Origin of the sequence: Streptomyces sp. NPDC020490 (assembly GCF_044335305.1) — a bacterium.
Lineage (GTDB): Bacteria > Actinomycetota > Actinomycetes > Streptomycetales > Streptomycetaceae > Streptomyces.
On the sequence record NZ_JBIRUY010000015.1, the window covers coordinates 99,832 to 125,715 of the forward strand.

The following is a 25,884-nucleotide window of genomic DNA, read 5'->3' on the forward strand; positions in this document are numbered from 1 at the left end:
GGCCGGCTGCCTCAGGCGGAGGCGCGCCGGACCAGCGTCGTCGGCAGGACCACGTCGGCCGGTGCGTCCCCCGCGCCGTGCGCTGCGTCCCGCTGGCCGAGGCGGCCCAGCAGCTTCCTGGCCATCAGCCGGCCCATGCCCTCTATGTCCTGACGGACCGTGGTCAGCGGAGGGTCGGTCTGCTCGGCGACGGGCAACATGTCGTCGAAGCCGATCACGGCCACGTCGTCGGGCACCCGCCGGCCGTGCTCACGCAGCACGCGCAGGGCGCCGGCCGCGCTGAGGTCGTTCGCGGCGAAGACGGCGTCCACATCGGGACAGCGGTCGAGGAGCCGGCGCATCGCACGCTCGCCGCCGGCCGGGGTGAAGTCGCTCTCCACGACCAGCCGCGGATCGGCGGCGCCCATGACGTCCCGGTATCCCTCGAGCCGGTCCGCCGCGGAGGTCTGGTCGAGGGGGCCGGTGATGTGCGCGACACGGGTGCGGCCGAGGCCGACGAGATGGCGTACGGCCTCGCGGGCGCCGCCGCGGTTGTCGCTGTCGACGTACTCCACGTCCTGCGCGTCGTCGCGGCCGTCGCCGTCCTTCCAGCCGGGGCGTCCGCCGAACACGGTCGGAACACCGGCATGCTGGATCAGGCCGGGCAGCGGATCATCGAGGTGCAGCGAGAAGACGAGCGCGCCGTCGACGTGGCCGCCCGCGAGATAACGGCCGACCCGGGCGTGGTCGTCGCGGCCCTCGGTGAGCAGCAGCACCAGCTGGTTGTCGTGGGCCGTCAGCTCCTTGCTGATGCCGCGCAGTTGCAGGGCGAAGAAGGGGTCGGCGAAGACGCGGGTCTCCGGTTCGGCGATGACGACGGCGATGGCGTCGTGCCGCCGGGTGACCAGGCTGCGCGCGGCCTGGTTGGGGACGTAGCCGAGTTCCTCGACGGCCTTGCGGACCCGCTCGACGAGCGTCTGCCGGACCCCGTCGCCGCCGTTCACCACTCGGGAGACGGTGGCCCGGGACACGCCGGCCCGGGCGGCCACGGCCTCCAGTGTGGGACGTGGCGCTGTGTCGGTCACTTCCAAGCTCCTCATCGGCGGGTGCGGATCAGGATAGCTCCGGACGGGCGGCGAGGTGAGAGCGCTCTCGCCGCCGAACGCCCGCCGCGTCCGCCCGCCACGTCCGCTCACCGTGCCCGCCGGCCGTGGCGCGCCGGACGGCCGGCCGGGTCACGCCGGCGGGTCGGCCGGGTCACGCCAGCAGGCCGGCCGGGTCAGGCCGACAGATCGGCCCGCTGCCCCCGGGCGTCCCGCTCCGCACTGCGGTAGGCCGTCCAGGCGAGGGCCGGCTCCTGACAGGGAAGCCCCACCGGCGCGTACACGGTGCGGGCCTCGCCGCCGGTCCGCCCGGGACGCTCGCCCCGCAGCACCTCGCCCAGGGTCGCGTCGGCGGCCGCGGCCGGCAGTCCGGCCGCCGCCAGGGCGCCCGTACGCGCGGCGAGTTCACGGTCGTCGACGACGAGCAGGGTTCTCCAGCAGGTCGGCCGCCAGTTCCTGCTTGCCGGGCTCGTCGGCGCCCAGGCTGGTGAGGTGCTGCCCTTCCCTGGTGTCCGCCAGCCGCAGCAACGGCTCCCGCGCCCTGTCTTGTCGTGGAGGGTGGCCAGCCCCCGCCATTCCTTCAGATGGCGAGGCCGAGGGCTGTGCCGAGGCGGCGGGCCTCGTGGTCGAAGAAGGCGCGGGGGTCGGCGATGATCTCGCGGCGGTGGCCGAAGAGCTCGAAGGAGATGGCGCCGAAGAGGTAGGTCCAGGCCATCAGGCTGCCCATGACCAGGTCGGTCGGGGTGTCCGGGGGAAGTCTGGCGAGCAGTGGCGCCAGTGACTGCCGGGCGTCGTCGGGCATCGCGGGCCGGTTGTCACCGGGGCGGTGGCCGTCCTGACCGAGCCGGTCGGCGAAGAGGGCGCCGATCAGGTAGGGGAGCCGGGTCGCCTGTGCCACGGTGTCCTGGGGGGCGGCGTAGCCGGGCACCGGCGTGCCGTAGATCAGCGCGTACTCGTGCGGATGCGCCAGCGCCCAGTCCCGCACCGCGTGGCAGACGCCGACCCAGCGCTCCAGCGCGTCCGCCCGCTCCGCGTCCGCCACGTCCAGCGCGGCGTAGGCGGCCTCGGCGGCGTCGCTCAGGGAGGTGTAGCCGTCCAGGATGAGCGCGGTGAGCAGGGCGTCGCGGCTCGGGAAGTAGCGGTAGAGCGCGGACGCGGAGGCCAGGCCGAGCTCCCTGGCGACGGCGCGCAGCGAGAGCGCGGCGGCGCCGCTCTCGGCGAGCTGCCCGCGGGCCACCGCCTTGATCTCCGCGGTGAACTCGATCCGGGCCCGTTCCCGTGCGGTGAGGGGTTTCTGAGGGGTGGACATGCCTCCATCCTGGCATGGAGCAGCGAAAACGAGAACACTGTACGCAAACGAGCACACCGTTCTTGACAAGCTCCCGACACTGCGTCAGTCTCGGCATCGGCCAAAAGCGAGAACAGTGTTCTCTGGCGCATCGGAGGAAACCGTGAGTAAGCACGTGATCGTCGGCATGGGGCCCATCGGCTCGGCCGCCACCCGGCTCCTCGCCGCGCGCGGCGAGGAGGTCGTCCTGGTCAGCCGCTCCGGAGCCGGGCCCGCCGCAGCCGGCCTGGCCGAACTGCCGGGCGTACGGTCCGTGCGGCTGGACGCCACCGACGCCGCCGCGCTCGGCGAGTTGGCCGCCGGGGCGGCTGTGCTTTACAACTGCGCCAACCCGGCCTACCACCGCTGGGCCACGGACTGGCCCCCGCTCGCCGCCGCCCTGCTGGCCGCCGCCGAGTGCTCCGGTGCCGTCCTGGCCACGGTCGGCAACCTCTACGGCTACGGCGCGGTCGCCGCCCCGATGACCGAGGACACCCCGCTCAACCCCAACTCGGTGAAGGGCCAGGTACGCGCCCGGATGTGGGAGGACGCGCTCGCCCTGCACCGGGCCGGACGGATCCGGACCACCGAGATCCGCAGCTCCGACTACATCGGCCCGCACGCCGAGAGCCCGCTCGGGGCCCGGGTGGTGCCGCGGCTGCTGGCCGGCCGCGGTATCCAGGTGCTGCGCAGCGCCGACACCACCCACAGCTGGACCTACACCGAGGACGCCGCCCGGCTGCTGGTCACCGTCGGCGGCGAGGAACGGGCCTGGGGCCGGGCCTGGCACGTTCCCAGCAACCCGCCCCGTACCCAGCGCGAGGCCGTCGCCGACCTCGCCGAGGCCGCGGGGGTCGCGCCGGTCAGGGTCGGTGAGATCCCGGCCGTCATGCTGGCGGCGCTGGGTCTGGTCAACCCGACCGTACGGGCTCTGCGCGAGGTCGCCTACCAGCTCGAACGCCCCTTTGTGATGGACTCAGGCGCGGCCACCGCCGCCTTCGGGCTCAAGCCCACCCCCTGGACCGAGGTGCTCAGCGCCACCGCGGACTCCTACCGAACCCCGGCCGCCCACCGCTGAGCCTGTCCGAGGTGAGATCACGGGATCGATCCTTCCCCCCTCGGGAGGGTGCCGGCTGCGGCAGACCGGTTGCGTGACTCGTGGTGATCTGACTGATGTCGAGTGGGAGCCGGTCGAGCCGCACCTGCCACTGGGGGCGTTCGGACCGCTCCCTGACCTGCGCAGCTACTTCAACGCGGTGATGTGGCGGTTCCGTACCGGCAGCCCCTGGCGGGATGTGCCGGGGAGATGTGGTTCCTGGCCGACGGTCTACGACCGATTCCGGATCCGGGCCCGTGGCGCAGTCTTCCAGACCCTCATGGACGTGATGATCACCGAGGCGGCGGCCCGCGACGACGTCGATCTCAGCCTGGTCAGCGTGGACTCGACCGTTACCCGCGCGCATCACCATGCAGCAGGAATGGTCGTCGACCCTGAGCTCCTCGAAGACCTGGAGAAGGCCGCGGCGGAGGAAAAAGGGGCTGCAGCAAAGAGGCAAGACACGCCGTGGGCGAGGGGCCCGTGGAACGAGGGGACCCCCAGCGGGAGGAACGCCGCGCCGTACGCCGACACCGCAGGGCCCGACCGCGGGCCGCCGAACTGGGCCGCTCCCGGAGCGGGCTGACCAGCAAGGTCCACCTCGCCGTCGAGCGGCGCCGCCGCCCGTTGTCCATCGTTCCGACCCCCGGGCAGGCCGCGGACCGCCCGCGCTTCATCCCGGTCCTGGAGAAGATCCAGGTACGCGGCCGGGCCGGCCGCCCCAGGACCCGGCCGGACGCGGTCGCCGACGACAAGGCGTACTCCTCCCGCGCCAACCGCGCCCAACACCCCCACCGCCCCGCCCGGCCGGGCGAGGGCGTGCGTACCCAGCGCCGCCGCCGGCGCGAGCAGCTCTCCGTTCCCTGCCGCTGTGCAGGCAGATCAACGTTCCTGAGACGTCGGAACCCGGCGCGCAGGGCGGACAGGCACTCGTCGACGTCGAGCACGGCCTGGAGGTCGCTGCGGGTCGGCAGAAGCGTCACCCGCCCATGATCGGTCAGTGCTCGTGCCCCTCGTGACCGGGGATCGTCCCGTCCGGCCGCCGGACCAGGAAGTGGCCCATCATGCCCATGTCGGCGTGCTTCTGCACATGGCAGTGGTACATCCACGCCCCCGGCCCGACCCCCTCCCCGGCGATCACCTGGAAGCCGAAGGAGTCGGCGGGGCCCACGATCCTGTTGTCGATGACCTGCGCCTGGTCGTCCGGGCCGGTCAGCAGGCCCGTGCGGTTGTCGACCCAGCGATGCCCGTGCAGGTGGAACGTGTGGTAGAGATTGCCGTGCGTGATCATCACGAACTCGACCCGGTCGCCCACGGTCGCCTCGAAGTCGGGCCCCGACTTCCTGTTGTTGATGGTCATGTCGTTGAAGACGATCGTGTGCGTCCGGTCCGGGAGGACGTCGCCCTTCCTGCGGACGATCACCGGACCGTACAGGCCCCTGCGGATGCCGGCCGTGCCGTGCTCCGTGCCGACGACGTGGTCGTGGTAGTGCCAGTACCCGGCGCTGCCCTCCCGCCAGGTGCCGTCCGCGCGACGGCCGGGGGTGTGCGTGCGCCAGGTGTAGGTGCGGGTGCCGCCGGGGTCGACCGCACTGTGGTTCAGGAGCGTTCCGTCGCTGGCGGCGTCGTAGTCCAGGCCGTGGACGTGCATGCTGGCCGGGACGTCGGTGGTGTTCACGAACTCGACGTGCAGCGTGTCGCCCTCGACGAGCTCGATCAGCGGGCCGGGGATCGTCGCCTCTCCCCGCTTCAGGCCGTAGCCCAGCCGCCCGCGGCCGAACTCCTCGGCGTAGACCGTGAGGTGCCTGACCCGCCCGCCGGCCGGCGCGGTCCGTACGGCCCTGTCGGGGCGCACGTCCCCGCCTGTGCGCACGTCCCCGTCGGCGTGCACGTCGGCGTGCGCGTCCCCGTCGGCGTACACCGCCTCCGGAGCCAGGGACAACGATGTCGCGGCGGCCGCGCCGCCGATCAGTACCCGTCGGTTGAAAGCACGTCTGTCCATGCGGAAACCCCCGGCCCTCTTGCGGAGTGTATGGATGGGAAATGCGGGAAATATGTGGTGAATCTGTGGGACATTTCCCGACCATCCGGCGTTTTATCCGCGATCCGGACGAAGTTCGTGCATCAGGGGGTCGAGGAGTCACCGGGAGGGACCGCCCCGCGTGCGCGGCTCGGCTGCACCCGCCGCGGCTCGCCCGGCATCTTCGGGTGCTCCGGCGGGTACGGCAGATCGCCGAGCCCGTGGTCGCGTTCGTCGCGGCGGGCGAGTTCGAGCAGGGCGTCCAGGGAGTAACGGTGGTCGTCCATGCCGGCGTGCACGTCGCCGAGTTCGGCGTAGCGCGCGGGCATGGTGGCGAGGTCGAGGTCCCGCGGGTCGGCGTCGCCCACCTCCTCCCAGCGCAACGGCGCCGAGACGGGGGCGTGCGGGCGGGGCCGTACGGAGTAGGCGGAGGCGACGGTGCGGTCGCGGGCGGTCTGGTTGTAGTCGACGAAGACGCGCCGGCCGCGCTCCTCCTTCCACCAGCGGATCGTCACGTGGTCCGGCATCCGGCGCTCCAGCTCGCGGCCGACGGCGATGGCGGCGCGCCGCACCTGGGTGAAGGTCCAGCGCGGCTCGATCGGCACGAAGACGTGCAGCCCGCGGCCGCCGGAGGTCTTGGGCCAGCCGCACAGGCCGCCGAACTCGTCGAGCACGGCACGCAGTTCGTGGGCGGCGCGGACGGCGTCCGCGTAGTCGGTGCCGGGCTGCGGGTCGAGGTCGATGCGCAGTTCGTCGGGGCGGTCGACGTCGTCGCGGCGCACCGGCCAGGGGTGGAAGGTGAGCGTGCCGTACTGCGCGGCCCACAGGACGGCGGCCTCCTCGGTGGGGCACATCTCGTCGGCGCTGCGCCCGCTGGGGAAGGTGATGTGGGCGGTCGGGATCCAGTCCGGCATGTTCTTGGGGGCGCGCTTCTGGAAGAAGGACTCACCCGTGACGCCCTCCGGGTAGCGTTCCAGGGTGGTGGGCCGGTCGCGCAGGGCGCGCAGGATGCCGGGCCCGACGGCGAGGTAGTACCGGGCGAGGTCCAGCTTGGTGAAGCCGCGCTCGGGAAAGAAGACCTTGTCCGGGCTGGACAGCCGCACGGTGCGCCCGCCCGCTTCGAGTTCCACCGCTTCGCCCATGCGAGCCACGGTAGGCGCACCCGGCAAAGCCCGCATACCGGGCGATCGGGGGCGGGAGCGAGCAGAATCGGGGCATGGATCTCCCGGTGATGCCGCCCGTGAAGCCGATGCTCGCCAAGCCGGTGGCGAAGATCCCTCCGGGCATGCAGTACGAGGCGAAGTGGGACGGGTTCCGGGCGATCGTGTTCCGCGACGCGGACGAGATCGAGCTGGGCAGCCGCACCGGGAAGCCGCTGACCAGGTACTTCCCCGAGCTGGTGGACGCGTTGCGGGAGCGGCTGCCGGAACGCTGCGTGCTGGACGGCGAGATCGTGATCGCCCGGGAGGGCCGGCTCGACTTCGACGCGCTCACCGAGCGCATCCACCCGGCGGCGTCCCGGGTGCGGATGCTCGCCGAGCGGACGCCGGCGTCGTTCGTGGCCTTCGACCTGCTGGCCCTCGCGGACGAGTCGCTGCTGGACGTGCCGCTCGCCGACCGGCGGTCCCTGCTGGTGATGGCGCTGTCCGAGGTGACGCCCCCCGTCCATGTGGCGCCGGCGACCACCGACATCGAGGTGGCGGCACAGTGGTTCGACGAGTACGAGGGGGCGGGCCTGGACGGTGTCGTCGCCAAGCCGCTCACCCTGCGCTATCTGCAGGACGAGCGCGCCATGTTCAAGGTCAAGCACGAGCGCACCGCGGACGTCGTCGTCGCCGGCTACCGCCTCCACAGGTCCGGGCCCGTGGTGGGCTCGCTGCTGCTGGGTCTGTACGACGACCGGGGCGCCCTGCAGCACGTGGGCGTGTCGGCGGCCTTCTCCATGAAGCGGCGGGCCGAGCTGGTCGAGGAGCTGGAGCCGCTGCGCATGGCGGACGTGTCCGGCCATCCCTGGGCGGCCTGGTCCGACGAGGCGGCGCACGAGACGGCCCGGCTGCCGGGCGCGCCGAGCCGCTGGTCGGGCAAGAAGGACCTGTCCTGGGTCCCGCTCAGGCCGGAGCGGGTGGCCGAGGTGGCGTACGACCACATGGAGAACGGCGCGCGGTTCCGGCACACCGCCCGTTTCCGCCGCTGGCGCCCCGACCGGACGCCGGAGAGCTGCACCTACGAGCAGCTGGAGGAGCCGGTGCGCTACGACCTGGACCAGATCCTCGGCTCCCCCGGCTGACCGCGTGCTCCCGGTTCAGGGCTGCATGAGCACCTTGACGGCGCCGTCGCGCTTCTTCTGGAACATCTCGTAGGCGCGCGGCGCGTCGGACAGCGGCACCCGGTGGGTGGCGAAGTCGTCCACGCCCAGCGGGTCCTCGTCCGTGAGGTACGGGAGGATGTCGTCGACCCAGCGGCGTACGTTGGCCTGCCCCATGCGCATCTGGATCTGCTTGTCGAACAGGGTGAGCATGGGCAGCGGGTCGGCCGTGCCGCCGTAGACGCCGGAGAGCGAGATCGTGCCGCCCCGGCGCACCAGCTCGATGGCCGTGTAGAGGGCGGCGAGCCGGTCGACGCTGAAGCGCTCCGCGAACGGCCCGCTCAGCTTCCTGGGCAGCATGGCCGAGGCCTGCTGGGTCAGGCGGGCGACAGCGCTGCCGTGGGCCTCGGTGCCGACCGCGTCGATCACCGCGTCCGGGCCCCGCCCGTCGGTCTGGTCCTGGATCGCCGCGACCAGTTCCTTCTCGCTGTCGAAGCCCCTGAGGTCGTACGTCTCCACGCCCCGCGCGCGGGCCCGGCGCAGCCGCTCGCCGACCAGGTCCACCCCGAACACCCGCCCGGCGCCGCGCGCCCGGGCGATGCGGCAGGCCATGTCCCCGATCGGGCCGAGGCCGAGCACGGCGACGCTGCCGCCCTGCGGGATGTCCGCGTAGGCGACCGCCTGCCAGGCGGTGGGCAGGACGTCGGAGAGGTAGACGAAGCGGTCGTCGGGCGGCCCCTCCGGGACCTTGATCGGGCCGAACTGCGCCTGCGGCACGCGCAGGTACTCGGCCTGGGCGCCCGGCACCGAGCCGTACAGCCGGGTGTAACCGAACAGGGCGGCGCCCATGCCCTCGCTGGTGACCTGGGTGGTCTCGCACTGGGTCGGCAGTCCGGTCTGGCACATCCAGCAGTTGCCGCACGCGATCTGGAACGGCACGACCACCCGGTCGCCCACCGAGAGGTCCGGCACTCCGGCGCCGACCTCCTCGACGATGCCCATCGGCTCGTGCCCGAGGATGTCGCCGGGCGTCATGAAGGGGGTGAGCACCTCGTAGAGGTGCAGGTCGGAGCCGCACAGTCCGGTGGACGTGATGCGGATGACGGCGTCGGTCGGTTCCTCGATCTTCGGATCGGGCACGGTCTCCACCCGTACGTCGCGCTTGCCCTGCCAGGTCACTGCCTTCATGGCGGCCGCTCCCTCCGTCGCCGATGCCTGTCCTGCGTCTTGCGTCTTGCGTCTTGCGTCCTGCGTCCTGCGCCGGTCCGATCTCGTCCGGCCCTGTCTGGTTCCATCTGGCTCTGTCTGCCTGATCCGGTCCCGTCCAGTCCTGTCCGGACCAGTCCGCTCCTGTCCCGTCCGGTCCGGTCTGCGATGGCGGCCGGGTACCCGGGCGCCCGGGGGCGAACCGTGCGCGGGACCGATCGGCCCGCCGACGCGCGCGATCAGGACCGATCGGCCATGGCCACCCCTGCCCCCTTGTCGGACAATCGGTGAACACGAGGGAGTGGTGGCCAGGGTGAGCACGCAACGCACGGCACGCAGGCGACGCACCGCGACGGCGGCGGCGCTGCTGGCCGCCACGACGACGGCCGCGCTGATGGCGGGCTGCTCTGGAGGGCACCCGCAGGACGACAGCCGCGGGAACCCGCGGACGCCGGCGCCGAGCCAGGACGCGGCCGGCGGCTCCGTGCTCGCCGTGAAGATCGACAACGCCCCCGCGGCACGGCCGCACACCGGCCTCGACTCCGCCGACGTCGTCTACGCCGAGCAGGTCGAAGGCGGACTGAGCCGCCTGATGGCGGTGTACGCGAGCAGACTGCCGAAGGCCGTGGGGCCGGTGCGCAGCGCCCGCGAGTCCGATCTGGAGCTGCTCGGCCAGTTCGACGACCCGCTGCTCGCGTTCTCCGGGGCCCAGCACAAACTGCTGCCGCTGATCGACAAGGCGCCGTTGACGCCCGAGACCCCCGACGAGGCGCCGAACGCCTACTTCCGCGGCACCGACCGGTCCGCCCCGCACAACCTCTACCTGCGCCCCGGCCGCCTGCTGTCCGCCGCGCCGGGCCCGGGCGCGCTGACGACCGGCTTCCGCTACGGCGCCGCCCCCGAGGGCGGCCGGCCGGAGTCCTCGCGGACCGTGCGCTACCCGGCCGCCCGCTTCACCTTCAGCTGGTCGGCGAGCCGGCACCGCTGGCTGGTGTCGATGGACGGGACGCCCGCGGTGACGACGGCGGGCGAGCGGGTGGCGCCCGCCACCGTCGTCGTGCAGTACGTGAAGGTGCGCCCGTCCGCCTTCCGCGACTTCCTCGGCAACAACACGCCGTACACCGAGACGGTGGGCTCCGGGAAGGCGCAGGTGCTGCGCGACGGGCGGGTCTACGACGTCGGCTGGACGCGCGAGCGGGCCGGCGACGGCACCCGGTTCACGACCGCGGACGGCTCGCAGGTCGGCTTCGCGCGGGGACAGGTGTGGGTGGTGTTCGCGAAGGCGACCTGACCGGTGCGGGTCCGTCAAGGCCGGCCCTGTGCCACCGGGGGCCGTCTTCGGTCACCGGTCGGAAACCGGCCCGGGCCCGGGGCCAGGGACGGGCGCGCTTCCGCAGGCCAGGCTCGTTCATGCTGGTGGGGGCGGGCCGACCGGCCCGCCCCCACCTGTTCTGCCGCCGGTTCAGACGGTCAGACCGGTTCCGGTGTCACCGGAACCACCGCTCAGTTGACGTCGGTGTGGCAGAACCAGATGGTGCTGCTCTGCCCGATGGCGCCGTCGAGCTCCTCCGAGTCGGGCTGGGGGGTGAGGATCTGGAGGTCGAGGATCGGGTTCATGGAATTCTCCTTGTCATGTGAGCGAACAGGTGACTGAAGCCGTCCGGGACGGCCCGGCACCTCGGGGTTATGGCCACTTGCCCGGTGCCGGTGCGGCGCGTTTTCGGCGGTCCGTCTCGCCGGTGTTCCGCAGCGGGGTGTTCGCGGTCATGGTGGGTCCTCTCGTTCTCAGGGGCCGGGAATCAGGGGCAGGACGGGCAGGCGGCCGGCGACGGTGTGCAGAGCGTGGAGGACGCCCGCTGTACCGGTGGCCAGGTCCATGGAAAGGCGCATGTTCTGGGCGCCGAAGGTGGCGATGCCGCCTTCGTGGGGCAGCGCATGCCAGGAGAGGTCGCGGATGTGGCCGGTGAGAGCGGCCGCGAGCCCGGGATCACGCTCGACGGCGCGGTTGTGGGCGAGGGCGGCGGCGAGGCCGGCCCGTCCGGCGAGGAGACCGCTGTAGACGGTGAAGTGCAGGTCCAGGGCAGTGTGCAGAGTCTTCAGGGTGTCGGCGAGTGCTTCCTCGGGACGGTGCCGCAGGTAAGCGGCCAGGGCGACGGCGATGCCGGCGCTGCCGGCCCCCAGGGTGGGCAGCGGTCGTGGTCCGTCGCTCGGCGTGGGCGTCGCGGCGGTGCCGTGGAGGCGGTCCAGGTCGAGGTGGACCGCCCGACGCGCCAGGTCCAGATACCGGCTCTCGCCGGTGTCCTCGTGGAGGCCGAGGAGCAGCAGGGCCGGTCCGCTCCACCCGCGCATGAGTCCGGTGCGGCCGGCGGGGGCGTTCCTGGCCCCGCTCAGTCGTGCGGCGAGGCGCTCGCCGGCCTCCAGGGCGTGCGTGTGCAGGCCGGGCATGTCGAGGGCCCGTGCGAGGTGGCGGAGGCTCAGTCCGATGCCCGCCAGTCCGTCGTACAGCCCGGACGGTGTCGCGTCGGTGGTGAGGCCGACGGCCCGGTTCACCATGTCGAGAGCCTGGTCGGGGCGGCCCAGCAGGCTCAGGGTGTGGGCGGCGCCGTGCAGGCCGTCGTACAGGCCCGGACGGGGCTCCGCGGCACGGTGGGCGGCCTGCCACAGCCACTCGTGGTGCTCGGGGTCGGTCTCGTGTCCGGTGGCGGTCAGGGCGTACAGGACACCCGCGGCTCCGTGGGCGAGGGTGTGGCCGCCGTCGTGCAGGGCGGTGGGCTCGCCGGGGAAGAGCCGGTCGGTGCGTTCGGGGGTGGCACTTGCCCGGATCGCGGCGACCAGGGCCTGCTCCAGCTCGCGGGCGGACGGCGAGCCGGGGTCCTCCGCGGCGGCGGCGAACAGGTCGGCCGCCGTCCGGTCGGTGCGGGCCGTGACACCGGGAGGGGTCAGTGCGCGACGCACGCGGTCGGTCCACCCGGCCGGAAGCGGGAAGAGCGACGCCGCCGCATCGGCGAGCCGGCCGGCCCGGGCCGGGTCGAGGTCGAGCGTCGTGGTCAGCGGCAGGAACAGCGCCAGCCGCAGGCTGTCCAGCGCGTAGCGATCGCGGTCGAACCCGGTGGCGTGTGCGGCGACGAAGCCGGGGGTGGCGATGCTGGGGTCCGGGTCCTCGGTGCCGGGCCGATAGGCGATCTCGAAGTCGATGAGCGCGACGCGCCCGTCGGGACGGATCATCACGTTGCTGGGGCTCAGGTCGCCGAAGACGGTTCCGGTGGCGTGGACGTCCTCCAGAATGCGCTCGAGCTGGTCGAGGATGTCCAGCACGGTGTCCGTGTACTCCTGGCGCCGCCGTGCGTCGTGGCCCGGCACGGTCAGCGGGTTGGCGGCGGCCGTGAACTGCTGGAGCGTCCGGCCCTCGATGTACTCCTGCACCAGGAAGTGGTGCTCCCAGGCGGTGAACGTCCCCAGCAGTGCGGGGACGCCGTCCAGATGGGCGAGACGGCGCAGCGTCGCGGCCTCCCGGTGCAGCCGGGTCACCGCGTCGTCGCCCGCGCCGTCCAGGCCCGCCAGGGGACGGGCCTCCCGCAGTACCACCCGGTGTCCCGTGGCGTTGTCGGTGGCGAGGTAGATGCCGCCCCCGTTGGAGTAGTGCAAGGCCTTCTCCATGGTGTAGGGGAAGGCGGGTTCGTCCCCGGTCGCACGGCCGGCGGCGATCTGCTCGGCGATGAAGCCGGGTACCGGCGCCCAGTCGGGAATCCGGAAGACCGGGGTGCGCTCGTCGGGGACGAGCACCCCGTCGGGGCGGGCGACGGCCGCCGTCCGCTCGCCGCTCGCGGACAGGCACTCGCGGCGGGCGAAGCCCCCGTAGCGCAGGTGGAGCGGCCCCTGCCGCCACCTCAGGTCGCTGAGGATGTACGGGCCCCGGTACGCGCCGAGGACGGGATCCAGCTCGTCGAGGACGCCCTTGAGGGCGGCGTCGTCGACCGGGTAGAGCGTGATCAGCTTGCCGCTGCTGCCGCGGGGCGCGTACTTGCCGTTCGTGGACTGGTGGGCCCGCGAGTGCGGCAGGAACTTGAAGGTCAGGGAACGGGACAGGCAGTAGTCCCACACCGTGTCGATGATCTCGGCCGCGTCGGCGGCGGTGGCCGACACGTGGATCTTCCAGCCCTGGTCGGGGAGCCGAGCGTCCTCGGGGCTGAGGTACACCCAGTTGGCGTTCTCGACGCGGCGCCAGCCGGCCGGCGCGGGACGCTCGGCGGCCGGGAACGGCGTGCCGGCCCGGGAGCTGCGCGGGTGGTCGTAGAACGGCACGCCCGCTCGGCAATAGGCGAGATGGTTGGCCTTCTCCACGCTTTCCTCTCCTTCACGGGCGTGCGGACGATGTGAATCGGATCACCCCGCTTCGGGGGTCGGCCCTGCGGGCACAGGGGCCGCCACGGCCGCCGTTCCGGACGACGCCGGGTATCCGCGGGGGCCGGCCTCTTGTGGGGGCGTAACAAGTTGATCAGGCGGGCGTCATGCGGCACCAGGCAGTTCTCCCAGCAGGATTACGGCCCGTCATACTTCTGCCGGAAGGTCGCCTCCGTGCCCGGACCAGGCTGAACAGGAGGCGTGCGAGAGGGGCCCGGGCCGGGCTGAGCGGCGTGCAGGCGCCATGGACCCGGGCCGGGCTGAACAAGGGGAATACGACATGGGCCCGGACCAGGCCGAGCAGGGGGAACACCACATGGGCGGGGAAGCCGCCGTACCGGTCGCCGAGGGGTTCGGGCCGCTGCTGGTGGCCCTGCGCATGCGTGCCGGAATGAGCCAGGAGCGGCTGTCCCACGCCGCGGGGGTGAGCGTGCGCGCCCTGGCGGATCTGGAGCGCGGCCGCTCCCGGGGACCGCAGCGGCGTACCGTGCAGGCCCTCGCCGCGGGACTGGGCCTGGACGAGGACACCGCTGCCGAGCTGGAACGGGCGGCCCGCCTGGGGCGGCCCCGCCCGCGGTCGGCTGCCGGGCCGCGGCCCCACAACGTTCTCGCCCTGCCGCGTGACATCAACGACTTCGTCGCTCGTGGGCCGGCCCTGGCCCGGTTACTCACTCTGGTGGAGGGCGCCGCTCCCGCCTCTTCCCCGGTCAGCGTGGTGTCGGGTCAGCCGGGCCTGGGAAAGACCACCTTCGCCGTGCACGCCGCGCACCGCCTCGCGTCGCACTTCCCGGACGGGCAGCTGGCTGTCGACCTGCATGGGATGGACCCCGAACCGACCACCCCGCGCGACGCCCTCGGCTCCCTGCTGCGGGCGGTCGGCGTCAACGAGCGCGCGATCCCGGCCTCCACCGAGGACCGGTCGGGACTCCTGCGGTCCGTGGTCCGCGACCGGCGGTTGCTGCTGGTGCTGGACAACGCGGCGAGCGAGGACCAGGTCCGCCCCCTGCTGCCCGGCGCCGGGCGCTGCCTGACGATCGTCACCAGCCGTCACGCCCTGGCCGGTCTCGAAGCGGTCCACCGGATCGACCTCGCACTGCTGCGGCAGGAGGAGGCAGTCGAGTTGCTGAGCCGCATCGTCGGCCCGGAGCGGGTGGGGCAGGAGGGCCGGGCGGCCCGCGATCTGGTGGAACTGTGCGGCTTCCTGCCGCTGGCCGTACGGATCGCCGGGCAGCGTCTGGCCAGCCGGCCGCACGAGCGCATCAGCAAGCTGGCCGCCCAACTGGCCCGGGAGGAACGGCGTCTGGACACCCTCCAGGTCGGGGATCTCCAGGTGCGGGCGGCTTTCGCCCTGTCCTACCGGCAGCTGTCACCGGGCGCCAGGACGGTCCTGCGCCGGGCCTCCCTGGCCGCCGGAGGCGAGTTCGGCCCCGAGACCGCCGCCCTGCTGGCCGACCTGCCGGTCGGCTCAGTGGCCCAGTACGCCGAAGAGCTGGTCGACGCCGGCCTGCTCCGGCCCGACGCCACGGCCGAGCGTTACCGCTTCCACGACCTCGTCAAGCTCTTCGCCGCCGAACAGCTGGCCGCCGAGGACGGCGCCGCGGCGTCCCGGGCCGCACTGGACCGCACGGCTCTGTGGATGCTGCGCCGGGCTGCCGCCGCCGCGCTGCGCTTCGATGCCGACCGCCACCAGGACGCCCTGGACGACGATCCCGATCCCGCCGGTGCGCCCGCCGACCGTGAGGAGGCCCGCGCGTGGCTGGAGGCCGAGCGGGCCCAGTGGCTCGCGGCCCTGCACCAGGCGCAGGCCTCGGGGCACCACCGGCAGGTGATCGACACGGCCGGAGCGATGCACTGGTTCTCCGACCTGAACCAGCACTGGGAGCTGTGGGTCGAGGTGTTCCGGTGCGGGGTCCGCGCGGCTCGCGCGCTGGGCAGCCGGCAGGACGAGGCCGTCCAGCTCAACTTCCTGGCGTGGGCGTACGGCAACTGCGTCCACGATCCCCATGCCTCGCTCGCCGCCGCCGACGCCGCCCTGGCGGCGGCGCGTGAGACCGGGGACCGGCTGCAGACGGGGTGGGCGCTGGGCTACGGGGCATCGGCGCTGCGTCGCACCGGCCGTGTCGAGGAAGCGATAGCCAGGCTGCGCGAATCGGCCGCCTGCCTCGCCGACGAGACCTCCGCACAGGGGCGTCTGGCCGAGCTCTCCACCCTGAACATGCTGGGCACTCACCTGCGGCAGTCGGGCGGTGCCGAGGAGGCCCTGAACATCCACCGGCTCAGCGAGGCGATCTGTCAGGCAGAGGTGACCGGGGCGCCTGCCGAGCTGATCACCGCCTACCTCGCGGCGGCCCGTCATCACATCGGCAACGACCTCGCGGCGCTGGGACGCTGGGCGGAGGCCGAACTGCCGCTCCGCCAGGCGCTGGCGACGTTCGAGGCCGTCGACATGGCCGCCTGGGCCGAACCCACCCGCCTCGACCTCGGCATCGTCCTGCGCCGGCTGGGCCGCCACGACGAGGCCCGTCGGACCCTGCTCGCGGCCCACGACGCGCTCCGCGAACTGAACAACCCCCGCCAGGCGGAAGCCGCGGCCGAACTCCGCGAACTCCGGACGGAGGCACGGTAGGAGAGCGGCCGACGGCGTACATCACACCGCGGATCCCGTGACGGCGTTCACGGACAGGTCTCAGGGCGGCCCGGGAGATCCGACGGCCGGTGGCGGCACCGACGAGGACATCACCGTTCTCCGCACCCGACGGGTGCCTGCCGCCACTCCGACCGGAGACCCGGTTGGGCGGCACCGGCATCGGCCCCGGTCAGCCCCGGGACGCCAGGGACTCGGGCGGATTGCGCAGCCCCTCGGCCGCGTCCGCGACCCGCTGGATGAGCTCGAAGAAGACGCCCTGCTCGGCGGCGGACAGCGGCGCCAGGAAGACCTGGTTCATCCGGGCGGTGCGCACGGTCAGCTTGCGGTGGGTGTGCAGCCCCTCGTCCGTGAGGCGCAGCAGGAAGCGGCGGCCGTCCTGCGGATCGCGCACCTTGTCGAGCAGCCCGCGGCGGCCGAGCCGGCTGATCACCTCGGCGATCGTGGACCGGTCGAGCCCCACGCGCTCCCCCACCGTCCGCTGGTCGAGGCCCGGTTCGGCGACGAGCGCGTTGAGGACCGCGAACTGCGGGGAGGTGATCTCCTCCGAGACCATCGTGTTCCACAGCAGGTAGTGGGCCTGCTGCAGCCGCCGGGCCAGGTGCCCGGGATGGGTGGTGAGGTCCACCGCGGCCATGCGCGCTCCCCTGGTCGATGCGTTGACGCACGCTCGAATTCGTTGGTGCACTGAACGATACCGGGTGCTACGCGGACTGTCTGCCCAGGCCTCCCACACTCCTGACCTTGCCATTCCGGGGGTCTTGACGTCGCGGCCGGGACGATGGCAGCGTGAAGGAAACTTCACCAATTAATCAGCGCCCTGACTATTTCGGAACGGGTACGTCTCAGGTGCCCGCCTCGCCGTCGTCGCCCGCACCGCACGCCAAGGAAGCCGCTGATCCCATGACACTGACCCAGCACGACATCGACCTCGAGATCGCCGCCGAGCACGACGCGTACGAGAAGCGCGTCGCCGGCGGCGCCCCCGTCGAGCACCACCCGCGCCGCGACTACGCCCCGTACCGCTCCTCCGTGCTGCGCCACCCCAAGCAGCCGCCGATCGCCATCGACGTCTCCAAGGACCCGGAGCTGGTGGAACTCTCCTCCCCGGCCTTCGGTGAGCGCGACCTCAGCGGCATCGACAACGACCTCACCCGCCAGCACACCGGTGAGCCGGTCGGCGAGCGCATCACCGTCTCCGGCCGACTGCTGGACCGCGACGGCCGCCCGGTGCGCGGCCAGCTCATCGAGATCTGGCAGGCCAACTCGGCCGGCCGCTACGCCCACCAGCGCGAGCAGCACGACGCCCCGCTGGACCCGAACTTCAGCGGGGTCGGCCGCACGCTCACCGACGACGACGGCTGTTACCGCTTCACCACCATCCAGCCCGGCCCCTACCCGTGGCGCAACCACGTCAACGCCTGGCGGCCGGCCCACATCCACTTCTCGCTGTTCGGCACGGCGTTCACGCAGCGGCTGGTGACGCAGATGTACTTCCCGAACGACCCGCTCTTCCCCTACGACCCGATCCTGCAGTCGGTCACCGACGACGCCGCGCGGCAGCGGCTGATCGCGACGTACGACCACAGCCTGTCCGTCCCCGAGTTCTCGCTCGGCTACCACTGGGACATCGTGCTGGACGGCCCGAACGCCACCTGGATCGAAGAAGGACGCTGACCCGACATGACGAAGATCGACACCAGCAGCCCGGAGAACGTGCTGCCCACCCCCTCGCACACGGTCGGCCCCTTCTACGGGTTCGCGCTGCCCTTCCGCGGCGGCGAGGACATCGCGCCCCAGGGGCACCCGGACACCGTCACCGTGCACGGCCACGTGTACGACGGCGAGGGCAGGGGACTGCCGGACGCCCTGGTGGAGCTGTGGGGCCCCGACACCGAGGGCAACCTGCCGACGACCGACGGCTCGATGCGGCGGGACCCGGCCACCGGCGACCACCTGGGCCGCAACGGCGTGGAGTTCACCGGGTTCGGGCGCATCCAGACCGACGCCGACGGCCACTGGTACGCGCGGACCCTGCGGCCCGGGGCGCGCGGGCACAACGCCCCGTACGTGAGCGTGTGCGTGTTCGCGCGGGGCCTGCTCGTGCACCTGTTCACGCGGATCTACCTGCCGGGCGACGAGGCGGCGCTGGCGGCCGACCCGCTGCTGTCCCGGCTGGACACCGGCCGCCGCGACACGCTGATCGCGCGGGACGAGGGCAACGGCACCTACCGTTTCGACATCCGCCTTCAGGGCGAGGGCGAGACGGTCTTCCTGGAGTTCCAGTGACATCTGCCGGCTTTGACGGCCTGCTCGCCCCGGGGTGGGCAGGCTCCCCCGCCGCGTCCGCGACGAGCGACAGCGCGTTCCTGCGGGCCCTGCTCGACGCGGAGGCCGCGCTGACCCGCGCGCAGGCCGCCCTCGGGCTCGCCCCGGCGGAGGCGGCGGACGCGGTGACGCGGGCGGCCGACCCGGCCCGCTTCGACGTGGCCGCCCTCGCCGAACGCGCCCGGGCCGGCGGCAACCCGGTCATCCCCCTGGTCGCCGACCTGACCCGGGCGGCCGGCGAGGAGTACGGCCCCTACGTCCACCGCGGCGCCACCAGCCAGGACATCATGGACACGGCGACGATGCTGGTCGCCGTGCGCGCCCTGGACCCGGTCCTCGCCGACCTCGGCCGCACCGAGCGGGCGCTGGCCCGGCTCGCCGCCGCCCACCGCGACACCGCGATGCCGGGACGCACGCTCACCCAGCACGCCGTACCGACCACGTTCGGGCTGAAGGCGGCCGGGTGGCGGTCGCTGGTGCTCGACGCACGCGACCGCGTCGAAGCCGTACGCGGCTCGCTGCCCGCGCAACTCGGCGGCGCGGCGGGGACCCTGGCGGCGTTCACGGCGTACGGGGCCGCCGACCCCACCGAGCTGCCCGCCGCGTACGCCCGTGAACTCGGCCTCCAGGCACCCCTGTTGCCCTGGCACACGCTGCGCACCCCGGTCGCCGACCTGGCCGGGTGCCTGGCCTTCACGGCCGGGGCGCTGGGCAAGGCCGCCGCCGACGTGCTGACCCTCTCGCGCACCGAGATCGCCGAGGTCGCCGAGGGCAGCGGCGGCGGTTCGTCCGCCATGCCGCACAAGGCGAACCCGGTGCGCGCCACCCTGGTGGCGGCCGCGGCCCGGCGCGCCCCGCAGCTCGCGGCCACCCTGTACGGCTCGCTGGTCGCCGAGGACGAGCGGCCCGCCGGGGCGTGGCACGCCGAGTGGGAGCCGCTCAGGGACCTGCTCCGGCTGGTCGGCGGGGCCGCCCGCGACGCCGCCGAACTGGCCGAGGGGCTGCGGGTGCACGCGGACGCGATGCGCGAGCACCTGGACCTCACCCACGGGCTGATCGTCTCCGAGCGGCTGTCGGCCGAGCTGGCCGGCGTCCTGGGCCGCGCCCGCGCCAAGGCCCTGCTCACCGAACTGGCCCGGCGCACCCACACCGAAGGCCGCCCGCTGGCCGAACTCCTCTCCGAGGAACCGGGGTTGGATGGCGTCGGCCTGGGCGACGCGACCGACCCCACCCGTTACACCGGCTCCGCCGGAACCCTCACCGACCGTGCGCTGGAGCGACGTTGACCGACACACTCCTCAACCACCGTGCCGAGGGGCCCGTTTCCGCTCCCCCGCTGCTGCTCGGGCCCTCGCTGGGCACCTCCTACGCCCTGTGGGACAAGGTGGCGCCCGAGCTGTCCGTCACCCACCGGGTGATCCGCTGGGACCTGCCGGGACACGGCGGTTCGTCGGCCGGCCTCATCGGGCCCGGCGCCACCGTCGCCGACCTCGCGGACCTCGTCCTCGCGCTCGCCGACGCGCTCGGCGTCGACCGGTTCGCCTACGCGGGCGTGTCGCTGGGCGGCGCGGTCGGTCTGCACCTCGCCGTGCACCACCCCGAGCGGGTGTCCTCGCTGGCCGTCATCTGCTCCTCGGCCCACTTCAACGGCGCGGGGCCCTGGCAGGAGCGGGCCGAGCGGATCCGCCGGGAGGGCATGGACTGGCTGGTCGAGAGCGCCGACGCCCGCTGGTTCACGCCCGGGTTCACCGTGCCGGAGCTGGTGCGCGACCACCGGAACACCGATCCGGACGCGTACGCCGCCTGCTGCGACGCGCTGGCCGCCTACGACCTGCGCGACCGGCTGGCCGGGATCTCCGCGCCCACGCTGCTGGTGGCCGGCCGGGAGGACCCGGCGACGCCCCCGGCCCATCTGCGGGAGATCGCGGACGCGGTGCCGGGCGCCGCGCTCGTGGAACTGCCGGGCGCCTCCCACCTGGCGCCCGCCGAACGCCCGGAGGCCGTGCTCACGGCCCTGCGGACCCACTTCGACGGGCACGCCGAACGGGGCATGGAGGTACGGCGCCAGGTGCTCGGCGACGCGCACGTGGACCGGGCGCAGGCCCGGCAGACCCCGTTCACCGCACGCTTCCAGGACTTCATCTCCCGCTACGCCTGGGGCGAGATCTGGACCGACCCGACGCTCAGCCGCCGCGAGCGCAGCATGATCACCCTCACCGCGCTGGTCGCGCACGGCCACTACGACGAGCTGGCCATGCATGTGCGGGCGGCGCGGCGCAACGGGCTGACGCCCGAGGAGATCGGTGCGGTGCTGCTGCAGACGGCCGTGTACTGCGGGGTCCCGGCGGCGAACTCGGCGTTCGCGACGGCCCAGCGCGTGCTCGCCGAGGAGCCCGCCGAGGAGGACGGGGCGCCACCGGAAGAACGGTGACCCCGTCGGCCGGCTCCTCGCCCTGCCGCCAGGGCGAGTCCGCGCTCACCGCCCGCGCGCGCCGTCTGCCTCACCGCGGCTGCCGACCCCGGCGACCCGGGAGTCGCGCACGGGCGGCTGCTACGACGGCACCCGGCCGACGCGGGCACACCGGGCGCACCGGGCCCGCGACCCAGCGGGCACGAGCAGCCGACCACCCCGACCGACCGGCCGACCGCCTCGGGCCGCCTCGGGCCGCCTCGGACCGCCTGCCGGCGCCAGCGCAGCAAGCGGTCTGCGGCCCTGGTGCGCGCGGGGGCCCGTCGCTACTGGGGCGGCCGTCGTCGCCGGGTGGGCGTCGTCGCCGGGCGTCCGGCAGCGACGGGCGGCCGTCGTCGCCGACTGGGCTTCGTCGCCGGCTGGGCGTCGTCGCCGGCTGGGCGTCGTCGCCGGGTGGGCGTCGGCCGCCTCGTGGGCTACCGCGGTTCCCGGGCGGCGAGCAGCGCCTCGTGTGCCCTGGCCGCCAGGCCGTCCGCGCCGCAGGAACGCGCCAGCGCCAGGCCCCGGTCGAGTTCGGCGGCCGAGCGGGCGGCGATGCCGTGCTCGACCCGCGCGGCGGCGTGCTCGTACTGGCAGGGCGAGGCCTCCAGGTAGGCGACGGCCTGCGCGGCCAGCCGCACCGCGCGCTGGCCGGTCTCCAGCGCGGCGGCGCAGCGCAGGGCCTCTCCTACGGCGGTGTCCGTGCCGAAGCGCTCGGCCCGTCTGCGGGCGTCGGCGACGAGCCGCCCGGCACGTGCCGGGTCCTCGGCGGCGAGGGCGCGGGCGAGGTCGAGGGCCCAGGGGACGGCCACCGGGTTGTGGTGGCCGCGCGCGGCGGCCGCCTTCTCGGCCTCCTCCAGCTCGTTGACGCCGTCCTTGACGCGGCCGACGGCCAGCAGCAGCCGGCCGCGCACCGACCGCGGGTCGGGCATCACCACGGTGGACGGGTAGGGCGGCGCGAAACCGTGCCGCTCGGCGACCGTCCAGGCCTCGTCGACGTGGCCGCGGGCGAGCAGGACGTCGACGAGGTTGCAGGCCGCGTTCCAGTACAGGGGCAGGCCGCGGCCGACGCGTTCGGCCAGGCGCAGCGACTCGCGCAAGGACGCCTCGGCCTCACGGAGCCGGCCGCGCCTGCGGTGCCCGAGTCCGAGGTGGGCGTGGGCGAGTGCCAGGTGGCCGCCGCTCCAGCCGGCCGACTCGTAGGCACGCACGGCCTCGTTGCAGAGACTCTCGGCGCGGTCGAGGCGGTCGGTGTAGGCGTAGGAGCTGGCGAGCATCAGCAGCGGTTCGACACCCCACTCGGTGTCGGTCCAGCCGAGTCCCGGGGCGAGGCGGCCGTTGACCAGGGAGCGGTCGCACAGGCCGACGACCTCCTCGGCGTTCTCGCCCTGGAGCAGGGCGTCGAAGCCGCGCAGCATCAGCACGGCGCGTTCGGAGTTGTTGCGGCCGGCGCAGCCCCGGGCGAGCGCGGCGAGGCGCTCGGAGCGGCCGGGCGGGCCCGCCTCGCCCGCGTGGACGCCCTCCCACATGTACTGCACGGCCTGCAGCCGGGTCCTGGCGGGGCCCTCCGGGTGCCGGGCGGCCTCGGCCTCGACGGTGCGGACGGCCTCGTCCAGCTGGCCGTTGTGGAGCAGGGCCTGGGAGAGCCGGCAGACGGCGTCGACGCGCGCGTCGCCCTCCAGGCCCGGCAGGGCGAGCGCGGACCGCAGGTGCTCGACGGTCCTGGCGGGCGCCGTCAGCAGGGTGGCGCAGCCGAGTTCGTACAGCACGCGCGCGTGGACGTCGGGGGTGGGCGGCTCCCGCAGGGCGCGCTCGAGGCAGCGGCGGGCGGCGTCGGGGGCGCCGACGGCGAGGTGTTCGTGAGCGGCCTCGCGCAACTGGTCGACGAGTTCCTGGTCGTCGTCCGGGTGCACCAGGAGAAGGTGCCGGGAGGCCGCGGCGGGGCCCAGCCCGGAGTCGGTGACGACCTGGGCGGCGATGCCGTGCATGGCGGTGCGCAGGGCGTCGGGGATGGACTGGTAGACGGCGCTCGCTATCAGCGGGTGGACGAACTCCAGTTCGCCGTCGTCGGCCTGTGGATCGGCGGGGTCGGTCTCGGTCAGGATGCGGGCGCCGCGCAGCAGTTCGGCGCAGCGCAGCGCGTCCTCGCGGTTCAGGGTGGCGAGGCGCGCGACCAGGTCGACGGAGATGCCGGTGCCGAGGATCGCGGCCGCCCAGGCGAACCGGGTGGCGTCGATGCCGAGCCCTTCGAGGCGGGCGACGAGGCCGCCGCCGCGCGAGGAGCGGTTCAGGGCGCGCAGTTCGGCCGCCGCGTTCTCGGTCGGCTCCAGCTCGCTGTCCTGCACCTTGGCGAGGAGTTCGACGGTCTCGTACGGGTTGCCGCCGGTGACCGCCCACACCTCGCGGCAGAACGGGTCGTCGGCGTGGCTGCCCAGAGTGGCGCGGGTGAGCCCCGCGGTGGCGTCCGGGGTGAGCGCCCTCAGGGTGGTGACGGGGCGGTCCGCCGCGGCGGCGACGGCGTCGAGGTGGCTGGCGCTCGCGCCGCCCATCCCGCCGGTGCGGCGGGCGACGACGACCAGCACGGACAGGTCGGCGAGGCGTTCGGCGAACGCGGCGAGCCAGCGCAGCGTCTCCTCGTCGGCCCAGTGCGCGTCGTCGATCAGCAGCACGAGCGGCCAGTGGCGCCCGGCGAGCCGGCGCACCGCGGCGACCAGGCCGTCGCACACGCCCTGCGGGTCGGCCTGGTGCTCGCCGGGTTCCGCCATCCCGAGCGCCGGGGCCGCGACGTCGTACCAGTCGCCGAGGTACTCGCGGGCCTCCTCGGGCATCAGCGACACCAGCGCGGGCTGCAGCAACTGCCGTACGACGTTGAAGGGGACGGATCTGAGGGTCTCGCCGCCGCGGGCCGCCCACACCGTGCAGCCGCGTTGTTCGGCGATGCGCTGGGCCTCGGCCAGCAGGGCGGTCTTGCCGAAACCGGCCTCGCCCCTGATCACCAGGAGGCTGCCCGCGGACGACTCGTCGGCGCAGAGGGTGTCGATCGCCCGCGTGACGGCGGCGACCTCCTCTTCGCGCTCCCACAGGGAAGCCGAGGCGGCCTCTGTGGGCCGGCCCTCCGTCATCCCGCTACCTCCCCGAGTCGCCCGGACGACGTACCGAACTCGAGCGTAGTCGTCCGCATGCCGAACCGGAGACCGGTCCGGCCGGATGTTGCCAGGACGGTCCACGAGAGGTATGGGCGGGTGGCGCGGGACGTCCAACGGCCTTTGCCCGCCGTTTCCCTGACGGTACCTCACCCATTGCCCCGGGAGCGCGTACGACGTCGCACGCGCTCCCGGGGCGGGCCGTGGGCGCGGACGCCGGCCCGACGGGCCACGGACCCGGGGGCCCACCCCGACGGGCCACGGACACGGACGCCCACCCCGACGGGCCACGGACCCGGACGCCCACCCCGACGGGCCACGGACACGGACGCCCACCCCGACGGGCCACGGACCCGGGGGCCCAGCCGGACCGGCCAAGGGCGCGGACGCCCGGCCGGACGGGCCGCGGGCCCGCCCTCGCGCCGTCCGCGCCGTCCGCGCCGTCCGCGGCGGCGGGCGTCCGGGTGGCCGGAACACGCCCGTGGGACCCGGCCCGACGTCCTCGCCGACGCCATCGCTGCCCCCTCGCCGACACCGCGCACGCGCCGGAACCGTCCGGAGGGCGGATCCTCTCATCCCGCTTTCACCGACGCCTCATACGGTGGGGGCATGACGCAGGTGACTCCTCCCGGGTGGTACCCCGATCCCGGGCAGACAAGTGAGGGTCCCGCCACCGAGCGCTGGTGGGACGGCAAGGCATGGACGGACCGGACCCGCCCCGCGGGCACGGCCGCCGTATGGGGTCCCCCGGCGCAGGATCCCGCGGGCGGAGCGCATCCGGCCACTCAGGCGACCCTTCCCGGCCACCCCGGACATCCGGGCCACCCCGGGCATCCGGCCCAACCGGGCTACCCCAGCCAACCCGGCTACCCGGGCCAACCTGGCTACCCGGGCCAAATGGGCTACCCGGGCTATCCCGCCCCGCCTCCGGCCGCCCCGCGGCGCGGCGCGCGCACGGGCATAGCCGTCGCGGTGGCCGTGGTGGTCCTCGCGAGCATCGGTGTGGGCGTGTACGCGCTGTCCGAAGGCGGCGGCTCGGGCGGCACCAGCGCCGGCGCGCCGCAGGGGCCGGGCGGCCAGGGCGGTCCCGGCGGACAGGAGGGCCAGGGCGGCCCGTTCGGCGGTCCCGGCGGTCCCGGCGGCTCCGGGGATTCGGGAGGTTCCGGCGGTTCGGGCGGGTCCGAGGCGCCCGGGCCCGGACAGTCCGAGGCGCCGAAGATCGAGAGCGGGTCGGTGACCGACGCGGTCAGCGGCATCAGCATCCCGATCCCGGACGGCTGGTACGGCCAGGAGATCACCGCGGGCGCGCAGGTGACGTCCAACGACTCCTACAAGTGCCCCGGCGACACCTCCGCGACCTGCACCAAGGGCGGTGCGTACTCGGCGCCGGCCGAGGCGCTCGGCATCGCGGGCAGCACGGCCGAGGCGGTCGCGAAGGCCGACATCAAGAAGAACGCCGAGGAGTCCTACGGCGGCAAGAGCTACGGCTCGATCACCTCGCACGACGTGCTGGCCGCGAAGGCGGTCACCGTGGCCGGGCAGAAGGGCTATCTGGTCCGCTGGAAGGCGGTCACCAGCAAGGGCGCCGACGGCTACGTCGAGTCGCTCGCGTTCCCGTCGCCCGCAAACCCCTCCCGGATCGTCGTGGTCCGCTTCGGCGTGGACGTCGGCGAGCAGCAGTCCGTCATCGACGACATCACCAAGGGCATCAAGGTGTCGACCGGCAGCGGCAACGGCCAGAACGTCTGAGCGCTGCGGATCAGCCGGGTGGGGCGCCTCTCCGCTCGAGAGGAACCCCACCCGGCCGGGGGGGTGCGCGCCGCCCCCGTCCCCACGGTGCGGCGCGAGCAGGTCACCGTCCTGTCATCCCACGGACGGCGGCC

Annotated in this window: 21 protein-coding genes; 11 read left to right on the forward strand and 10 right to left on the reverse strand. The window is 74.0% G+C overall.

Annotated elements, in window-relative coordinates:
- Positions 1 to 11 precede the first annotated feature (11 nt).
- From ACH4ZX_RS17835 to ACH4ZX_RS17850, 4 genes are all read right to left on the reverse strand, one after another.
- Complete coding sequence (locus ACH4ZX_RS17835; RefSeq protein WP_398273105.1) at positions 12 to 1,064, reverse strand: LacI family DNA-binding transcriptional regulator; 1,053 nt, start codon at positions 1,062 to 1,064, stop codon at positions 12 to 14.
- 194 nt (positions 1,065 to 1,258) lie between these two features.
- Entirely contained in the window at positions 1,259 to 1,510 is a 252-nt protein-coding gene (locus ACH4ZX_RS17840; protein WP_398273247.1) for a hypothetical protein, read from the reverse strand.
- Complete coding sequence (locus ACH4ZX_RS17845; protein ID WP_398273107.1) at positions 1,488 to 1,610, reverse strand: hypothetical protein; 123 nt, start codon at positions 1,608 to 1,610, stop codon at positions 1,488 to 1,490. The genes ACH4ZX_RS17840 and ACH4ZX_RS17845 overlap by 23 nt, the downstream gene beginning before the upstream one ends.
- 52 nt (positions 1,611 to 1,662) lie before the next feature.
- Positions 1,663 to 2,391: a TetR/AcrR family transcriptional regulator gene (locus tag ACH4ZX_RS17850; RefSeq protein WP_398273109.1), complete on the reverse strand. Its 729-nt coding sequence runs from the start codon at positions 2,389 to 2,391 to the stop codon at positions 1,663 to 1,665.
- A 142-nt stretch (positions 2,392 to 2,533) separates the two neighbouring features.
- Between ACH4ZX_RS17850 and ACH4ZX_RS17855 the strand changes: the two genes are divergently transcribed.
- The 3 genes from ACH4ZX_RS17855 to ACH4ZX_RS17865 all read left to right on the forward strand — a co-directional run bounded on the left by ACH4ZX_RS17855 (position 2,534) and on the right by ACH4ZX_RS17865 (position 4,498).
- Positions 2,534 to 3,487, forward strand: a complete 954-nt coding sequence (locus ACH4ZX_RS17855) for an NAD-dependent epimerase/dehydratase family protein (protein ID WP_398273111.1) — start codon at positions 2,534 to 2,536, stop codon at positions 3,485 to 3,487.
- Between the two features lie 73 nt (positions 3,488 to 3,560).
- Positions 3,561 to 4,091, forward strand: coding sequence for a transposase (locus ACH4ZX_RS17860; RefSeq protein WP_398273113.1), 531 nt, complete (start codon positions 3,561 to 3,563; stop codon positions 4,089 to 4,091).
- Positions 3,989 to 4,498 (forward strand): transposase, encoded by a 510-nt coding sequence (locus tag ACH4ZX_RS17865; protein ID WP_398273115.1) that lies wholly within the window; start codon positions 3,989 to 3,991, stop codon positions 4,496 to 4,498. The genes ACH4ZX_RS17860 and ACH4ZX_RS17865 overlap by 103 nt, the downstream gene beginning before the upstream one ends.
- 4 nt (positions 4,499 to 4,502) lie before the next feature.
- Here ACH4ZX_RS17865 and ACH4ZX_RS17870 read toward each other — a convergent pair whose 3' ends face one another.
- Positions 4,503 to 5,507 carry a multicopper oxidase domain-containing protein gene (locus ACH4ZX_RS17870; protein WP_398273117.1) on the reverse strand — a complete coding sequence of 335 codons (1,005 nt, stop codon included), beginning with the start codon at positions 5,505 to 5,507 and terminating at the stop codon, positions 4,503 to 4,505.
- A gap of 122 nt (positions 5,508 to 5,629) precedes the next feature.
- On the reverse strand, positions 5,630 to 6,667 hold the full coding sequence (gene ligD / locus ACH4ZX_RS17875; protein WP_398273119.1) for a non-homologous end-joining DNA ligase: 1,038 nt from the start codon (positions 6,665 to 6,667) through the stop codon (positions 5,630 to 5,632).
- Positions 6,668 to 6,741: 74 nt separating this feature from the next.
- On the opposite strand from ligD, the gene ACH4ZX_RS17880 reads away from it, so the two are divergent.
- Complete coding sequence (locus ACH4ZX_RS17880; protein ID WP_398273121.1) at positions 6,742 to 7,812, forward strand: ATP-dependent DNA ligase; 1,071 nt, start codon at positions 6,742 to 6,744, stop codon at positions 7,810 to 7,812.
- A 15-nt stretch (positions 7,813 to 7,827) separates the two neighbouring features.
- Here ACH4ZX_RS17880 and ACH4ZX_RS17885 read toward each other — a convergent pair whose 3' ends face one another.
- Positions 7,828 to 9,018: a zinc-dependent alcohol dehydrogenase gene (locus tag ACH4ZX_RS17885; protein ID WP_398273123.1), complete on the reverse strand. Its 1,191-nt coding sequence runs from the start codon at positions 9,016 to 9,018 to the stop codon at positions 7,828 to 7,830.
- Between the two features lie 322 nt (positions 9,019 to 9,340).
- Here ACH4ZX_RS17885 and ACH4ZX_RS17890 point away from each other — a divergent pair, with 322 nt between their 5' ends.
- Positions 9,341 to 10,327 carry a DUF3048 domain-containing protein gene (locus ACH4ZX_RS17890; protein WP_398273125.1) on the forward strand — a complete coding sequence of 329 codons (987 nt, stop codon included), beginning with the start codon at positions 9,341 to 9,343 and terminating at the stop codon, positions 10,325 to 10,327.
- A gap of 494 nt (positions 10,328 to 10,821) precedes the next feature.
- On the opposite strand, the gene lanKC is transcribed toward ACH4ZX_RS17890, so the two are convergent.
- Entirely contained in the window at positions 10,822 to 13,377 is a 2,556-nt protein-coding gene (gene lanKC / locus ACH4ZX_RS17895) for a class III lanthionine synthetase LanKC (RefSeq protein ID WP_398273127.1), read from the reverse strand.
- 340 nt (positions 13,378 to 13,717) lie between these two features.
- On the opposite strand from lanKC, the gene ACH4ZX_RS17900 reads away from it, so the two are divergent.
- Positions 13,718 to 16,063, forward strand: a complete 2,346-nt coding sequence (locus tag ACH4ZX_RS17900) for an ATP-binding protein (protein WP_398273129.1) — start codon at positions 13,718 to 13,720, stop codon at positions 16,061 to 16,063.
- A gap of 190 nt (positions 16,064 to 16,253) precedes the next feature.
- On the opposite strand, the gene ACH4ZX_RS17905 is transcribed toward ACH4ZX_RS17900, so the two are convergent.
- On the reverse strand, positions 16,254 to 16,718 hold the full coding sequence (locus tag ACH4ZX_RS17905; RefSeq protein ID WP_398273131.1) for a MarR family winged helix-turn-helix transcriptional regulator: 465 nt from the start codon (positions 16,716 to 16,718) through the stop codon (positions 16,254 to 16,256).
- Positions 16,719 to 16,984: 266 nt separating this feature from the next.
- Here ACH4ZX_RS17905 and pcaH point away from each other — a divergent pair, with 266 nt between their 5' ends.
- The 4 genes from pcaH to pcaD are packed head-to-tail and all read left to right on the forward strand — an operon-like array spanning position 16,985 to position 20,840.
- Positions 16,985 to 17,758 carry a protocatechuate 3,4-dioxygenase subunit beta gene (gene pcaH / locus ACH4ZX_RS17910; RefSeq protein ID WP_398273132.1) on the forward strand — a complete coding sequence of 258 codons (774 nt, stop codon included), beginning with the start codon at positions 16,985 to 16,987 and terminating at the stop codon, positions 17,756 to 17,758.
- A 6-nt stretch (positions 17,759 to 17,764) separates the two neighbouring features.
- Positions 17,765 to 18,370, forward strand: a complete 606-nt coding sequence (gene pcaG / locus ACH4ZX_RS17915) for a protocatechuate 3,4-dioxygenase subunit alpha (RefSeq protein ID WP_398273134.1) — start codon at positions 17,765 to 17,767, stop codon at positions 18,368 to 18,370.
- Positions 18,367 to 19,695 (forward strand): 3-carboxy-cis,cis-muconate cycloisomerase, encoded by a 1,329-nt coding sequence (pcaB, locus tag ACH4ZX_RS17920; RefSeq protein WP_398273135.1) that lies wholly within the window; start codon positions 18,367 to 18,369, stop codon positions 19,693 to 19,695. The genes pcaG and pcaB overlap by 4 nt, the downstream gene beginning before the upstream one ends.
- The gene (gene pcaD, locus ACH4ZX_RS17925) at positions 19,692 to 20,840 is read left to right on the forward strand and encodes a 3-oxoadipate enol-lactonase (RefSeq protein ID WP_398273137.1); all 1,149 of its coding nucleotides are present in this window, start codon (positions 19,692 to 19,694) and stop codon (positions 20,838 to 20,840) included. Before pcaB ends, pcaD begins: the two co-directional genes overlap by 4 nt.
- Before the next feature lie 455 nt (positions 20,841 to 21,295).
- On the opposite strand, the gene ACH4ZX_RS17930 is transcribed toward pcaD, so the two are convergent.
- Positions 21,296 to 23,980, reverse strand: coding sequence for an ATP-binding protein (locus ACH4ZX_RS17930; protein ID WP_398273139.1), 2,685 nt, complete (start codon positions 23,978 to 23,980; stop codon positions 21,296 to 21,298).
- 630 nt (positions 23,981 to 24,610) lie between these two features.
- Between ACH4ZX_RS17930 and ACH4ZX_RS17935 the strand changes: the two genes are divergently transcribed.
- The gene (locus ACH4ZX_RS17935; RefSeq protein ID WP_398273141.1) at positions 24,611 to 25,750 is read left to right on the forward strand and encodes a DUF2510 domain-containing protein; all 1,140 of its coding nucleotides are present in this window, start codon (positions 24,611 to 24,613) and stop codon (positions 25,748 to 25,750) included.
- Positions 25,751 to 25,884: the final 134 nt, after the last annotated feature.

What these genes read in the sequence shown, in the direction of transcription:
- ACH4ZX_RS17850 (WP_398273109.1), bottom strand. Translation starts at nt 2,391, where the DNA reads ATGTCCACCCCTCAGAAACCCCTCACCGCACGGGAACGGGCCCGGATC.
- ACH4ZX_RS17870 (WP_398273117.1), bottom strand. Translation starts at nt 5,507, where the DNA reads ATGGACAGACGTGCTTTCAACCGACGGGTACTGATCGGCGGCGCGGCC.
- ligD (WP_398273119.1), bottom strand. Translation starts at nt 6,667, where the DNA reads ATGGGCGAAGCGGTGGAACTCGAAGCGGGCGGGCGCACCGTGCGGCTG.
- ACH4ZX_RS17880 (WP_398273121.1), top strand. Translation starts at nt 6,742, where the DNA reads ATGGATCTCCCGGTGATGCCGCCCGTGAAGCCGATGCTCGCCAAGCCG.
- ACH4ZX_RS17885 (WP_398273123.1), bottom strand. Translation starts at nt 9,018, where the DNA reads ATGAAGGCAGTGACCTGGCAGGGCAAGCGCGACGTACGGGTGGAGACC.
- ACH4ZX_RS17900 (WP_398273129.1), top strand. Translation starts at nt 13,718, where the DNA reads ATGGGCCCGGACCAGGCCGAGCAGGGGGAACACCACATGGGCGGGGAA.
- ACH4ZX_RS17905 (WP_398273131.1), bottom strand. Translation starts at nt 16,718, where the DNA reads ATGGCCGCGGTGGACCTCACCACCCATCCCGGGCACCTGGCCCGGCGG.
- pcaH (WP_398273132.1), top strand. Translation starts at nt 16,985, where the DNA reads ATGACACTGACCCAGCACGACATCGACCTCGAGATCGCCGCCGAGCAC.
- pcaG (WP_398273134.1), top strand. Translation starts at nt 17,765, where the DNA reads ATGACGAAGATCGACACCAGCAGCCCGGAGAACGTGCTGCCCACCCCC.
- ACH4ZX_RS17930 (WP_398273139.1), bottom strand. Translation starts at nt 23,980, where the DNA reads ATGACGGAGGGCCGGCCCACAGAGGCCGCCTCGGCTTCCCTGTGGGAG.
- ACH4ZX_RS17935 (WP_398273141.1), top strand. Translation starts at nt 24,611, where the DNA reads ATGACGCAGGTGACTCCTCCCGGGTGGTACCCCGATCCCGGGCAGACA.